At 39.1% G+C, this 14,544-nt stretch carries 7 protein-coding genes; all 7 read right to left on the reverse strand.

The annotated features are described in order from the left end of the window. Positions 1-9: 9 nt before the first annotated feature. The 7 genes from trxA to MCO_RS01940 all read right to left on the reverse strand — a co-directional run bounded on the left by trxA (position 10) and on the right by MCO_RS01940 (position 14,523). Positions 10-333, reverse strand: a complete 324-nt coding sequence (gene trxA, locus MCO_RS01910) for a thioredoxin (protein WP_007552262.1) — start codon at positions 331-333, stop codon at positions 10-12. 93 nt (positions 334-426) lie between these two features. Then, entirely contained in the window at positions 427-3,903 is a 3,477-nt protein-coding gene (gene addA, locus MCO_RS01915) for a double-strand break repair helicase AddA (protein ID WP_007552264.1), read from the reverse strand. After that, positions 3,900-7,022, reverse strand: a complete 3,123-nt coding sequence (gene addB / locus MCO_RS01920) for a double-strand break repair protein AddB (protein WP_007552266.1) — start codon at positions 7,020-7,022, stop codon at positions 3,900-3,902. The genes addA and addB overlap by 4 nt, the downstream gene beginning before the upstream one ends. 279 nt (positions 7,023-7,301) lie before the next feature. Beyond that, a complete protein-coding gene (locus tag MCO_RS01925) occupies positions 7,302-8,792 on the reverse strand; it encodes a bifunctional tRNA (adenosine(37)-N6)-threonylcarbamoyltransferase complex ATPase subunit type 1 TsaE/phosphotransferase (RefSeq protein WP_007552268.1) in 1,491 nt (496 codons plus the stop codon). A 53-nt stretch (positions 8,793-8,845) separates the two neighbouring features. After that, complete coding sequence (locus tag MCO_RS01930; protein WP_007552269.1) at positions 8,846-11,311, reverse strand: ATP-binding protein; 2,466 nt, start codon at positions 11,309-11,311, stop codon at positions 8,846-8,848. Between the two features lie 39 nt (positions 11,312-11,350). Next, complete coding sequence (gene ahcY, locus MCO_RS01935) at positions 11,351-12,748, reverse strand: adenosylhomocysteinase (protein ID WP_007552270.1); 1,398 nt, start codon at positions 12,746-12,748, stop codon at positions 11,351-11,353. Between the two features lie 776 nt (positions 12,749-13,524). Beyond that, complete coding sequence (locus MCO_RS01940) at positions 13,525-14,523, reverse strand: complex I NDUFA9 subunit family protein (protein ID WP_007552271.1); 999 nt, start codon at positions 14,521-14,523, stop codon at positions 13,525-13,527. Positions 14,524-14,544 lie beyond the last annotated feature (21 nt).

Genomic DNA, 14,544 nt, shown 5'->3' on the forward strand with positions numbered 1-14,544 from the left:
TAAATGGGCTTAACGAAGACCATCTTTGATCCATTCAAAAACACGTCCTTTAGGAGCAGCGCCCACCATATTCGATGAGACATTTCCATTTTTGAACATCAATAGGGTAGGAATCGACCGTACTCCGTATTGGGTCGCCAATTCTGGGTTTTCATCAATATTTACTTTGGCAATTTTGATCTGATCTTGCATTTCTGTTGAAATTTCATCCAAAATCGGAGCAATCATTTTGCAAGGACCACACCATTCTGCCCAAAAATCAACTACAACAGGGATAGAAGAGGTGAGGACTTCACTTTCAAAATTGCTCTTATCAATTTTTATACAGGTCATTATTTTATCCTTTATATCCATTTTTATACATTGGTATGATGGCACTTCATATCAAGTTATTGCAAAGATAAATTATAAGAAAAGTTCCTTAGCTTATAAGGCAATTTCATCAAGAAGTTCATCGAGTTTTTCCGGAGGAAGTTTGAAAATTTTTGCTTCTTTACTGTAAACAAGGAAAGCTTGGATTTCTTTATCGGGATGAATAGCTTGCAGCAATTTTCGGTAAAGAGCCATTTGTAGTAAATAATGTGGGGCGATAGCAGCTTCGTTTTCTGGTGGGATTCCTGTTTTAAAATCAACAAAAATAATGCTATTTTTTGTGATACATAGGCGGTCAATTTGACCGGAAATTGCCTGTTCTTTTCCACGAATTTTGACAGTGCCCATTAAGGACACTTCAGCGTGTGAATTGTCAGAAAAGAGGGGCTTGAGATATGAATGATTTAAAATTTTCCACACATGACAAAGTGCTTTTTCTTTTTGGGATTCCTGCCAATGAGAGGCTTTGGTGTTGAGATAGTGTTGGGCATAATCTCGACGTTTTTCGGGAGGGCAATTTGGCAAATATTGCAACAATCGGTGAACAATATTACCATATTCAATAAAAAAAACTCTGTTGGTATTTGCTTCCCCTAACACAGGCGAGATGGTAAGATATTTTGAATTGGCAGAAATCTCGGTATCAGCCTCAATGGAAAGACTAGCAACAGAGGGCCTCAACGGTTTTGGTAACGCCGGTTCTGCTGAGACTTTATAGGAGAAAAAATCCGGTAGGGGTGGAAGTACTTGGCACTCAACACAAGAGGTTTCTTGATTTATTGGGATAAAAGAAGAATCTGTTATGCAATAACGCCAAGCTGCAATATCTTCTGCGGGACCTTTGATGGGAACTGCATGTGGTTTAAGAGCCTTCTTTACCAATTGTAGCCATGTATGAGGGGCGTTTCTCTTGCTGCTATATCCGCAAACAAACAATCGATCTTCAGCGCGTGTCATTCCTACATAGAGAAGACGCCTATATTCTTCTTCTGCACGCTCTTTTAAACGCGAAATTGCTTGTTTAGAGAGTGCTGTATCGAATTCTGCATTAGGACGCCAGACAAAAGCTTGTTTGTCACTCAAATGTGTATTGTTCAAGGGAACTTTAAGCAAGTGAGGGGTATGTTGAGAATGCCAAATTGCACTACCGGGATCAACCAAAAACACAACGGCAGCTTCCAGTCCTTTCGCAGCATGAACAGTCATGATACGAATTTCTTCATGGTTTTGGTCAAACTCACGTTTAATTTCTGGTTCACTTACACTTAATATTTCCAAAAAAGCTTGTAATCCTGGTAACCCCGTTTTTTGAATCGTGAGTGTGTAATCCATAAAAGCATCAAGCACGTCATTTGCTTCCGATCCTAAGCGCGCTAGAATCTTTTGTCGTCCCTTATCATTGTTTAAGATATGGCTATAGAATTCAAAAACTGGTATTTTGTCCACTAAAGTACGATATTTACTCAAGTTTTCAAAAATATCCTTAAAAGGGATATGCGATGATGCTTGTTCACAAAGGCTTTTCCAAAGAGAACCTGTACGGTAAGCGGCAAGTTGATAAAGTTCCTCTTCGCTAAGCGCAAAGAGTGGACTTTTTAAAACACAAGCAAGAGACAAATCATCTTGTGGTTGTAAAACAAAACGTCCAAGTGCCATTAAATCACGCACACTCATATGTGTTGTAAGCTGTAAACGGTCAGCTCCAGCAACAGGAATATTGCGTTGTTTAAGGGCGCGAGAAAGCGCTAAGGCAAATTGATCACGCTTACGAACCAAGACCATAATATCACTGGCACGCAACAAACGCCCTTTTGCTGGAAGCATTTCTCCATTGTGCAACCAGCCTGCAATTGTTTCAGCAACTTTCTCTGCTAAACGTACAGCAGGTGTGTCTAAATGATCAACAGTTATATGCCAATCATCAGGAAATTCGTTTGTTTCTTTAGAAATGGCATCCCATAAAATAACTTCACCTGGGCTATGAACACGAATAGCTTCGTGTACCGTTTTTGTATTTTCTGCTGAAAGCCCTTTATAATTTTCTGGCGTTTCAAAGACAAGATCAACGCTTTTAAGAACATCGGCTGTGGAACGAAAAGAATAATTCAGTTGTACTTTTTCAAATTTCTGTTTTGCTTGTTCTGCTTTTTTTTGAATCATCCTTCCATTTGCAGCAAAATTTTCTGGAGCAGCGCCTTGAAAAGAATAAATGGATTGTTTTTCATCTCCAACAGCAAAAAGAGTACGTATATTCGTGCGTTGACTATAACCCGTGAAAAATTCTTGTGCCAAAAATTGAATAATTTGCCATTGTTCGGGATTGGTATCTTGTGCTTCATCAAGCAGAATATGATCAAGACCATTATCAAGTTTATAGTGGACCCATTGGCTTGCACCTTTACGCTGTAACAAATGGAGCGTGCGTTCAATGAGATCATCAAAATCTAAGAAACCATTGGCTTTTTTTAAATTCGCATAGATTTTGAGATACATGGAACAAAGCTGAAAAGCAGCCATATTGAGTGTAACAATTTTTAAGCATTGATATTTTTCTAAAAGAACAGAAAGTTTGCTTTGTTTATCTTCAAGCATTTGTTGAACAAAGGGCCAAATTTCATCTGATTTTTTACGAGATAAACGTGAAAAACTACGGGGATCATTTTTCGTTGTAAAATAGATATCGGAAATAATGTTGATAATGGTTGTATCATCATGGGCTTCTGCTAATTGGGAAAATTTCGCGATCATATCCTTGATGTGTTGGTTGCCATAAGTTTGGCAATGTGTAAGAGCATAAAGAGGCAGGCAAGCAGTCTGTTGAATTTTTTTCAGCAACCATTTGTTTGTTTCATCGGGTGCTAAATTAAACAGTGCACGCAATTTTTCTTCTCCATTTTCAGACAGAAGAGAAGACAAAAAACCAGATAGTTTATGTTGCTTTTCAGTTGCTTCATACAGCAATTGGTTAAAAGTGTGTTCACTGATAACCGTAAGCAGCTGTTTCAAAGCGGGTTGTGCATCATTATGCTTTAAAAGTTGGCAGCGGGCTTCTTGTAGTAATTTTTTGCGGTTGACATCATCTATGAGTTCGAAATGTCCAGCAATATTGGCTTCCAGCATAAATTGATGCAAGAGAGATTCGCAAAACGCATGAATAGTTTGTATTTTCAAGCCACCAGGTGTTTCTAGGGCACGAGCAAAGAGTTGACGTGCATAGGTTATTTTTGTTGCATTGATAGGTTTGTTTTCAAGCTGCGATAAGATTTCTTTAAGCTGTACATCATCGCATTCATTCCAGCTGGAGAGTGTACGAAAAATCCGCGATTGCATAACAGCGGCGGCAGCTCTCGTATAAGTGAGGCATAAAATACGTGCTGGAGGAGTACCGTTTAAAAGCAAACGAATAACGCGCTCGGTTAGAACATGAGTTTTTCCAGAGCCTGCATTTGCAGAAACCCACACATTTGTTTTTGGGTGTGTTGCCGTTGCTTGTGCATCAAGGGCTGCCTCAGGAATAGAAAAAAGAGTCATGACTGATCCCCTTCGTGAAATCCATTTGACCATTCCCATAAGCGTGCCAGATGGTCATAGTCACTTTCATATTGTTTTATCATGGGGACTGCGTGCGAAAGATAGCCTTGTTGTGGATTTTTATAATACTCGATTAATGCGATAAGATGTTCCCATGCTTTTTCACCGAGACTAATGATACTTTGGTGCTCTTTTTCTCCTTTTTTTGAGAAAATTGATTTAGGTGTTATTTCACCTTTTCCATTGAGGGGGATGTAAAATAGATTTGAGGGGGTAAGATTTTGAAAATCTGTAAAGGCTCCTTTCATTAACAAAGCTGTTTCCAGTGCTAATTGTGGAAATAATAAATCACGAACTTGTTTTGATGAGGGTGGTGTAGTGGTTTTAAAATCAATAATTTCAACCGTTTTGTTTGGCAATACATCAATACGATCAGCGCGTCCTGAAAGGGTTACGCCTGTTGTATCTATGGGTATTTTTTGCGATACCACTTCAGCATATCGTTCTCGAGGTTCCAAACTTCGTTCCCATTGGAGAATGAAAGGAGCAAGATTTTCAAAATTTGTCCACCAGATTGTTTCAACATCGGCAGGCAAATTAAGTTTATCAAATTCTTTACGTCCAAGAGTTAGGAGGACATCTAATGCATTTGCAGCTTTTGGATTTTTTATTTGTGTGCAAAAAGCAGCAAGAATAGCGTGATAAAGCGTTCCGCGTTCAGCTGCGCAAGGGTCATAGGTGAGTGCTTTAAGCGGTTTGAGATGCAAGATTTTTTTTGCATAAATGGCGTAAGGATCATAGCGCAACGTTGCTATTTCGGTAACAGAAAAATGACGTGGACGCATCTTAAGGGGTGGTACAGGGCAAGGACGTGTCGCACAAGCAACCATGTTTGTATTGTCAAGCATTTTTGCCCAATGGAGCACCTTTTCACCCCGTGCACGGATTTGTTTCCAGACTTGTTTTCCTATGACAGTTTCTAAGCGTTGTAGCCAGCGTGAAGGGAGTGAAGGAACATGATTAACCCGTAGTGCTCGGCTCATCACTACTTTATTCATTCCCATGGCCCATTGAAAATCATGTGCAGAAAGCCCAATATGCTGTTCTGGTGGTTCAAGAGTTAACATCATTTTCATTGGCCGCGATAAAAAAGCATCATTATGGGTTGTTATAGGCCATGATCCTTCATTGAGACCACCGATGACCACTGTATCAACCGTTTGCAGACGTGATTCCAAAGTGCCCCAGATGAATAAGCGTGGATGTCCCCCAGGGGAAGGTGTGACCGAGCGGGTTGCTATAAGCGCTGAAAACATAGCGGGCCATTCGCAAAGATGAAATTTTAGTCCTGATTGATCACTCACCAATTCACGCAAAAAAGTTGATAATGCTTGTCCCACTTCATGTTGATAAAGATGAGCAAGAGAATCGTTTTCATCACGCCCAAAATTTTCAAAAACTTCAACAGTCGCTATTGCGGCTTCATTGATGCTGCATTCCTTCTCCTGTTCCATGAGAGATGCTAAAGGTTCAACGGCTTTAACCAAAAGCTGACAAAGCAGATGTGCTTCTTCACTCTTTTGTTGATCAAGAGTGCAGTCATCAGAAGTATTCTTGGAACATGTTTTTATCCATTTTTCAATAAATTGGTCACATTTGCGAAGATGAATACGTCCAGTACTGCCTCGAAGAACAAAGAGTTCAAAATTTTCTGCCATTTCGCGTAAGCGATGACGATTTTGTTTGAGTGTTATAAGTGGATGTTTGAGAAGAGAAAGAAAAGCAATTGGATCACTAGGCTGAAACACATTTTCTAAAATAAGCCGTAACAGAGTTGAAGGTAGCGTTTGTGCTAATGGTATTCCTCCTGAATCATTTGCTTCAATTCCAAATCGCTGTAATTCAACGGAGACACGACGTGCTAAATTACGATCATTTGTAATAAGAGCTGCGTTTTTTTGAGGTTCTTCAATGGCATTGCGTAAAGCAACAGCAATAGCAAGAGCTTCTTCTCGCTCGTTTATAGTTTCAATGAAGGACCAATTTGCACAAAGATTTTCATAATCATCGCGGACAATTTGTACCCATCGATCTGTTGTAGAGGCTGGTCGGAGGGCTTCTGATAAAAGAGCCATACGTTTTTTCGTTATTGCACTTTGTTGACCGATTTCGCGAACATGAATGCGATGACATTTCATGAGAGAGAGAAGTTTTTTTAAATGATATTGAGGATGGCTAAAAGCATTCGTTTCATAATCGGAAAAATCACAAGTTGTTTTTTCTTTATTGATTGTATCTAATGCTTCCCATTGTTCTTCATCCATATGAAAATCAAGCCCAGGAAGAACAACAGCACCTTTGGGAAGAGAGGCAATTACCCTTAAAAGATGAGAAACTGCAGGAATGGACCCTGAAACACCAGCTGCAAGTATAGGTTTATTAGGTTTTGTGTGGTGTAAAGTCTCGGCGTGCATTTTGAGTGCTTGATTACGCCATTCAGCTGGATTACTTCGTTGTCTCTCCTGTAAGATTTGCGGCCAGCTTTGTGTGACAATAGTAAGGAAATCGAGAGTTATTTGCCACCATTCGGCTACCATATCAGGAGCAATATCTTTAAGTTTTGACCAATCTGCTGATTCTGTTTCAATTTCATCCATCAAATGTGCTAAATCTTGAGCAAGCCAAATTGAATCAGCAGTATGAGCAGGAATAAGCACGTCTTCTGCCTCAAACATAGCACGCAAATGAGCAGGTAAATTTTCACGCCAAGGACGAATAAGGCGTGCTAAAAGCAGAAGGCGTTCACTTTCTCCAATCGGAAGATTTAGGGTACAGGTATAGTTTTCAACAAAAAAGAAACTATCTCCATCTAGATCTCCTAGAGCGCGTATGGTAGGCAAGAAAGTTGATTGTGTAGCACTTCTTTCAACAAAGGCTGTACGTAAAGCGCGCGCAGCACGGCGTGTCGGTACGTAAATAAGAGTATCAGCAAGAGCAGCCTGAATATCTCCATTTGGTGCAAAGTTATCAATAAGAACACCAGAGAGCAGGGCATCAACAAAATGTGGTAAAAAAGCAGTTCCTGAAGAAATAGAAAAAACACGCGGTTTATAGGTCATATGGTCTCATTTTGGATAGTAAATATTCCATTTTATTGATTTTTTGATTGTTCCCACTGTATACAATTTTTATGCAGGGAAAAACTAAAAAGCTACGCTTGTGCGGTAGATTTTTTAATTTAAATTAAGCAGCCAGTTAAGTAGATAATATCTGTTAATTCTCATCAAAGATTTGGAAAAAGAGAATAGTCGCGGGCATATACTTATCCCCACTTTCTTTAACAAAAGTAAATTGCTTGTATGAAGAGTATTTTGAAAAAGTCAATGTGTGAAATTCTATTATGCTTTTGAAATGAGCCCCATTTCTTGATAAAAACTTTGTAAAGGTGCAAGCATTGGGTGTGAGAGATTGCGGGCAAGATAATCCTGCAAATGGGGCAGGTGTTTAAGATAAGATGATTTTCCATCTCGTTGGTGGAGACGTACAAAAAGTCCTAAAATTCTTGAAACTCGTTGAACGCCTGCAAAAACGTAAAGCTTACGTAATTCATCTTCATTAAAAGGTCGTGATGCTTGATGACGTGCATTACAATAGGCATCAAGAATTTTCGCTTCGAGTGTTGGTGGAATAAACAGGCGTGCGTCTTGTGCTAAAGAGACAAGATCATAGGCTGTTGAACCGATTAAACCATCTTGAAAATCAATCAGACCAATACGGGAAAATCCCTCTTTATGTGCGCGCCAAAGAATATTAGGGGAATGATAATCACGCATGACAAAGGTGTTTTCTCCTTTAGTGAGACTAACGAGATAGGGCTGCCAACACGCAAAAAAGGCTTTACGCTGTTCTTGATTCAAGGTTTTTTGTGTTTGGAAGGGAAAATACCAGTCTAGCAATAAGGAGAGTTCTGTTTTTAGTGCTTGACAATCATAAGAGGGAATTTGAAGCGAAAATGTTGCAAATTGCTTTTCAGAAGGCCATGATTTTTGGTGAAAGGTAGCCAGTAATTCACTACAGGCGATATAACGTTCTTCCAAAGGATTGCCAGTTTGATCTAAAATCCTTGCACGCCCCAAATCTTCTAGAATCAAAAGCCCCTTTTCAAAATCTTCAACAAAGATATGGGGAGCAGAAAATCCATTGTCCAAAATTAGTTGATTAATTCCTATAAATTGACGGATATCTTTTGCAAGGCGTGTCATTGTTACGTAAGAGAGATCTGTATTTTGTTCCATTTGCATGATTGGCGCATTCATAAGAACTTCTTGATAGTTTCCATCATCCAAAAGTTCATAGGTGCGAGCAGAGGCATCTCCAGCTAAAAAACGGCGATGAATATGACTACGGTTATGGGCTTTTAAAAATGTGCGAATTGCAAAAGATCTCTGTAGACGCTCAATAGAATGTTGTGCTGATTTAAGAATCACACGACGCCCACAGCCTTCATGCTGTAAAGTAATTGCAAAGGTAGCAGGCCCTAAAATATCAGCCCCTTTTTCTGGCCATTCAATGAGTAAAATTCTTTGTTCACGTTCTTCATGAAGTCCTAATTCATCAATTTCTTCTTCCATAGAAAGACGATAAAGATCAACATGAAGAACATCAAATTGTGGAAGCTGATAGCTTTGAACAAGAGTGAAAGTAGGACTTGGAACATCTAGAGTATTGTCGTTGGCAAGTGTATAAATGATTTCTCGTGCGATGGTTGATTTTCCTGTTCCAAGATCACCTTGCAGCGTTACAATATCACCTAGCTTTAAAGCGAGGGCTAGATCTTGCGCGAAAAACTTGGTTGCTTCTTCATTTTCAAGAAAAAAATTAAAATGCATTGTGAGTTCCATAAAATGAACGAGAAAAAATTATGTAATGATAAAGAACGAGATTAAAAAACTTTGTCTCCTTTAGGAATTGGAAAAAAACATTTAACCGTTGTTCCTTGTCCCGTTCCTGTGAGAATTTCAACGTGACCACCATGGAGTTCAACAAAGCTTTTGACAAGGGAAAGTCCAAGACCTGCTCCTGCACGTCCACCATGATGTGAATAAGAAGAAAAACGTTTGAAAATGCGATCAAGAATATCTTCAGGAATATCAGATCCCTCATTGTGGACACTAAAGACGACGTTATTATCTTGTTCATCAACACAAAATTCAATTGTGCTTGCTTCTGCTGCGAAATTAATCGCGTTACTCAGAACATTAACAAAGATTTGATGCAAACGTGTGGCATCAGCAAAAATAAAATTTAAAGAGGGAGAAATTTGTTGTAGAAGTGTAATATGGCGTCCGTTAAGGCGCTCTTCTACACGTGCTACTGCGTGTATCATAGCATTGGCAATATTAACCGGCTGTATGTCCAACTCCATGATACCAGCATCAAGGGTTGCAAGATCAAGAATATCATTAACAATATTCAAAAGAGTGCCTGATTCTGAATGAATGTGCCCAAGATATTCTTTTTGACGTTCATTGATAGAGCCAAAAATTTGATCACGTAAAATATCGGAAAACCCTATAATATTGGTAAGAGGTGTGCGTAATTCATAGGAAACATGTTGGACAAATTCATTACGCAAACGATCAGCACTTTCTAAGGCTTCATTTTTTTCTTGAAGAGCACGCGCAACATGGACGGTGTCCGTAACATTAACGAAAGTGAGCATCGTTTGCCCATTGGGGAGTGGGACCAATGTGTAGTCAATAATCATTTCATTTTTGAGATCCATACGACCTGAATATGTGTCACGTTTTTCAGCAAAACCTGTAATAAATTTGGCAAATTGATCCCATTCTGACCCCGTGCATAGAGCTGAACAATGGCTTTGTAATTGTGTGATATGGGTACCTTCTACCGATAAATTATAGGGAAGAGACCATAATTTAGACAAAGCTGGATTCGATAAACGCAGACGCCCATCAGTGCCAAAAACCACGACTCCTTCTGAAAGTTTATCAAGTGTTTCGCCTTGTATTTTAATGAGTGTGTTATAGCGTCGTTCAAGATCAATTTTTTCTGTGAGATTTTCGTAAAGCCAAGTGACGCCTCCTTGTGGATGAGGACTGGAAATAACACATACCGTGCGCCCGTCAGGAAGATTCCAAATTTGTTGATTCGATTCTGTTTGCCGATAGGCTTTAAAAAGTTCTTCTTTCCACGCGCGCCAATCAGGATGTTCCGCAAGGAGTCCTTTTTCACGCAAGTGTTCAAGAAGCAATGTATGGCTTGGTTTACTTTCTAGAAAAGAACTCTCCAACGGCCATAAAATTTTAAAAGCCTGATTACAAAATTTTAATTTTTGATTTGTATCAAAAATGGCTACAGCTGTTGAGATTTGATCAAGTGTCTCACAATGGCTTTGAAGAACGCGCCTCAGTTCATTGGCAAGATTTTCATATGCGCTGTCATCACGGGCAAAAGCTGCCATTCCTTCTTCTGTTGTAATCCGTGTGAGGTAAAAACAGTGCCGTTCCCCATCAATGACGGTATGAACGTGCTCTTGAAAAATCGTTTCTATTTCATCTGTTTTAGGTTGTGTTGTTTCATTAAAAAGATCAATGACTTCATTGTTGCTTTCTCTAAAGTTTGTCATTTCTTTAAAGGCGCGATTGATAAAGCAAACCTTCCCCTCACAATCTCGTATCCATACAGGTTCTTGTATACGATCAAGAAGATTGCGCTGTATTCTCAGTTCGGTGAGAATTGTGGCTATATCTTTCTGTAAACGAGCATTTTCGCTCTGTTGTGTTGAAATATCTTGAAAGCGTGCAATGGCTGCTGTTCCGGCGATTATCCCTGTAACTTGTAACAGCATATTGTTTGTGGTGGTGATGGAAAGTTCAAAAGGGTGAGAGTTGTAACGCAATTGCGTTAATGCGTAGTCAAGTTCTCGGCTTGAGTTTTCTTCAAGCCATAAGTTAAAATGCTGAAAGTCTTCCTGATGAATTCCTGCTTTTTGTAATACGGGAATATTACCAACTACACGGGGTGAAGCCGTTGGATTTTCCCAAATAAGAAGAGATTGTCCAGTTTCTTCTAAAAGCCACTCATAATATCGAAGTTTTTCAGAACAGTCTGCTTGAAATACCTTCAAAGGCTTTTGTGAAGCTTTTTTTACGCGCATAATAATAGCCATACACATAAGGAGTAAGGCACAAGAAATTCCTCCGCAGAGCGCTAAAAGAAGCCATGGTCCATCTGGCAAAGTGAAGGTAGGTGGTAGATGCATTTCCAATGACAGAGCAACAGCGCACGTTGGAGAAAAAAGGAAAAAAAAGCAAAAGAGATGAGTACAGACTCGGATCATTTTTTGAGCTTTTTCTTTGGGGGTAATATCACCAAAGTTGAGCACGGTGCGTTTTCCTTTTTTCTTTTAACTGAGGGAAACGTTTTAATAACGGTAATGATTTGGTTTATAGGGTCCTTGTGGTGTAACTCCAATATAAGCGGCCTGTTCTTCTGATAAAACGCTTAATTTTATTCCTAACCGATCAAGGTGAAGACGCGCAACTTTTTCATCAAGGTGCTTTGGCAAAACAGCTACTTCATTTTTGTAATGTTCTGAACGGGTAAAGAGTTCAATTTGCGCTAAAACTTGATTGGTAAATGAAGCTGACATGACAAAAGAAGGATGTCCAGTAGCATTACCGAGGTTAAGTAAACGCCCTTCAGAGAGCAAAATAATGCGTTTCCCATCAGGAAAAGTGATCATATCAACTTGTGGCTTAATATTCATCCATGGCAAATTTCTAAGAGCTGCTACTTGGATTTCGTTATCAAAATGGCCAATGTTTCCAAGGATGCACATATCTTTAACTTGTCGCATATGATCTAATCGTACAATATCTTTATTGCCCGTTGTTGTGATGATAATATCAGCACTGGAGGCGGCATCATCTAAGTTAACAACTTCATAGCCATCCATAGCTGCTTGAAGGGCGCAGATGGGATCAATTTCTGTTACTTTAACGCGAGCACCAGCACCTGAAAGAGAGGCTGCTGAACCTTTACCCACATCACCATAACCACAGACAATGGCAATCTTACCAGCTATCATAACGTCTGTTGCACGTCGAATGCCGTCTACTAGTGATTCTTTACATCCATATTTATTATCAAATTTTGATTTAGTGACACTATCATTGACGTTAATGGCTGGGAAAGGCAAAAGCCCTTCATTTTGCAATTGATAAAGGCGTTGTACACCCGTTGTTGTTTCTTCGCTTACACCTTTGATTGCTGCACGCTGGCGTATGAAAAATCCTGGTGTAGCATCCATACGTTTTTGGATTTGTTTGAAAAAAATCCCCTCTTCTTCTGTTTTTGGGTGAGATAGAATATCTTTATTTTCTTCTGCACAGCATCCCATCAAAATATAGTGTGTAGCATCAGATCCATCATCTAAGATAAGATTGGAGGGATTGCCATCAGGCCATTGGAAAATTGCATCTATATAAGTCCAATATTCTTCCAGTGTTTCACCTTTAACTGCGAAAACAGGAGTACCTGTGGCTGCAATAGCCGCTGCTGCGTGGTCTTGCGTGGAAAAAATATTGCTAGAACTCCAGCGTATATCGGCACCGATCGCTTTTAATGTCTCAATCAAAACAGCTGTTTGAATTGTCATGTGCAATGAACCAGAAATACGTGCTCCACACAAAGGCTGGCTAGAAGAAAACTCTTCACGGCAAGCCATTAAACCAGGCATTTCAGTTTCAGCAATATCAAGTTCTTTACGCCCATAGGCAGCAAGCGCGATATCTTTGACAACATAATCTAGAGTTGCCATTCGTTATTCCTTTAAAATCAGTTTTTGCAAGACGGTAGGAGAAATTAAAAAAAAATGCAAGTGAAGTGAATAGAAAGGTTTTTTTTACTTAGAAAAAATTTTTAAATTCTCAGAAATTTTATACAATAAACACGCTTTATTTATTGCGCAATGCTGATACCAGCAGGCTACAAAAAGCACATGCAAGGTTTTCTTAATGAACAAAGTTTACCGGTATTCGTTCATTTTTTAACTGTTAAGAGGATAAGGTGACAAAGAGAACAGCTATCAGATTCGGCATTCTGAAAAGAAAGAGAGACATATCTATTTTTTCAATATAGCTGTACTCTCTTTTGCGGAGTAAGAAATTAATTCAGATGTGAAAAATATATACACTCATGAAGAATAGCATGTCGTTGTGCTGTTCATTCGCGTATTTGTTTTAAAGAAACATATCTCATTGCTCTTGATTTCATTTTTTAGCACTACCTATAATGGTATAATGCAAAATGCATTGGATATCATCTCCTTTAACTTATACTTGTAAAATAACAAGCCAGAACTATTATCATATTTTTGACTTCCTCTGTCACATTTGCTCCTGTATTAAGGCGGTTTTATAGCGTGCATATTTAGTCTTGGCTTTTTCTTGTTATGTATACAAGTGAGTGTTTTTTCTGATTCAGAAAGCGATGATTCGAGAAAATATTAACTATCTTCTGTGTACACATTTCAGTATAGAAAAACAATAAATTATCATTATAAATCAATATATTAAATAATTTTAGGCATATACACTAAGCTGGAAAATTTTTGGAAAATTGGCCATGTGGACGAAATCGCCAGAGATAACTAGGTAAGAGTGCAGCCATTGCTCTGGGGACAATTCCTACTCCCTCTAAAGTGTATCCGTTTTCTATCGCTGCTTGAGAGACAACATTATCTATTTGTAGGAAACGTATTTGATCGGCCGTTAACAATGTGGGCACGAAGGGTAATTTACCGATAATTCCCAAAAGATTTCCAATCAACAGTCCGGTAAAAAGAGGCATGGGTAGAGTTGTCTTTTTGCGATGAATAATTTGAAATATACTTTTAAGGACATTTTGGAATGTCATAATTTGTGGGCCACCAAGATCATAGATTTTTCCAAAGGTAACATGCTCCTCTAAAGCGCGTACAACAAATTCCGCGATATCACCTACATACACGGGTTGCAATTTACTTTGTCCACCACCAAAAAGGGGCATGATTGGTAAAAAACGTGATAAGTCTGCTAAGGTATTAAAGAAACAATCCTCTGGTCCAAAGATAACAGATGGGCGCATAATAATCGCTTGAGGATGCTTATTTTGAACGATTTGTTCACCCATAAATTTGACACGTGCATAAAGACATGAAGCACGTTGATTGGCAACAAGTGTTGACATGTAAATAAGTGGAATGCCGGCTTTTGCTGCTAATTCAGAAACATTTTGCGTACCTTCAGTTTGTATTTTTTGAAAGTTTGACTGATTTGTTTGCGCTAAGCTACCAGGAAGAAACACTGCACCATCTGCTCCAAGCAATGCGCGTGCAACAGAGGCGCGATGCTTGATATCGGTTTTAAGCATTTGGGTTTGTCCCACTTCTCCTATTTGGAGCATGTAATAAGCTTTTTGCGGACAACGAACAGCAATGCGAACGCGATAACCCCGCTTGGTTAAAGTTTCAACAACATGCCGCCCCACAAATCCAGAGCCGCCGAAAACAGTAATAAGTTTAGGATGTTGATAAAGTGCAAAATCAAGTTGCATGATTAAAAGGTCAATCTTTCA

It is taken from the genome of Bartonella sp. DB5-6, assembly GCF_000278115.1.
Lineage (GTDB): Bacteria > Pseudomonadota > Alphaproteobacteria > Rhizobiales > Rhizobiaceae > Bartonella > Bartonella refiksaydamii.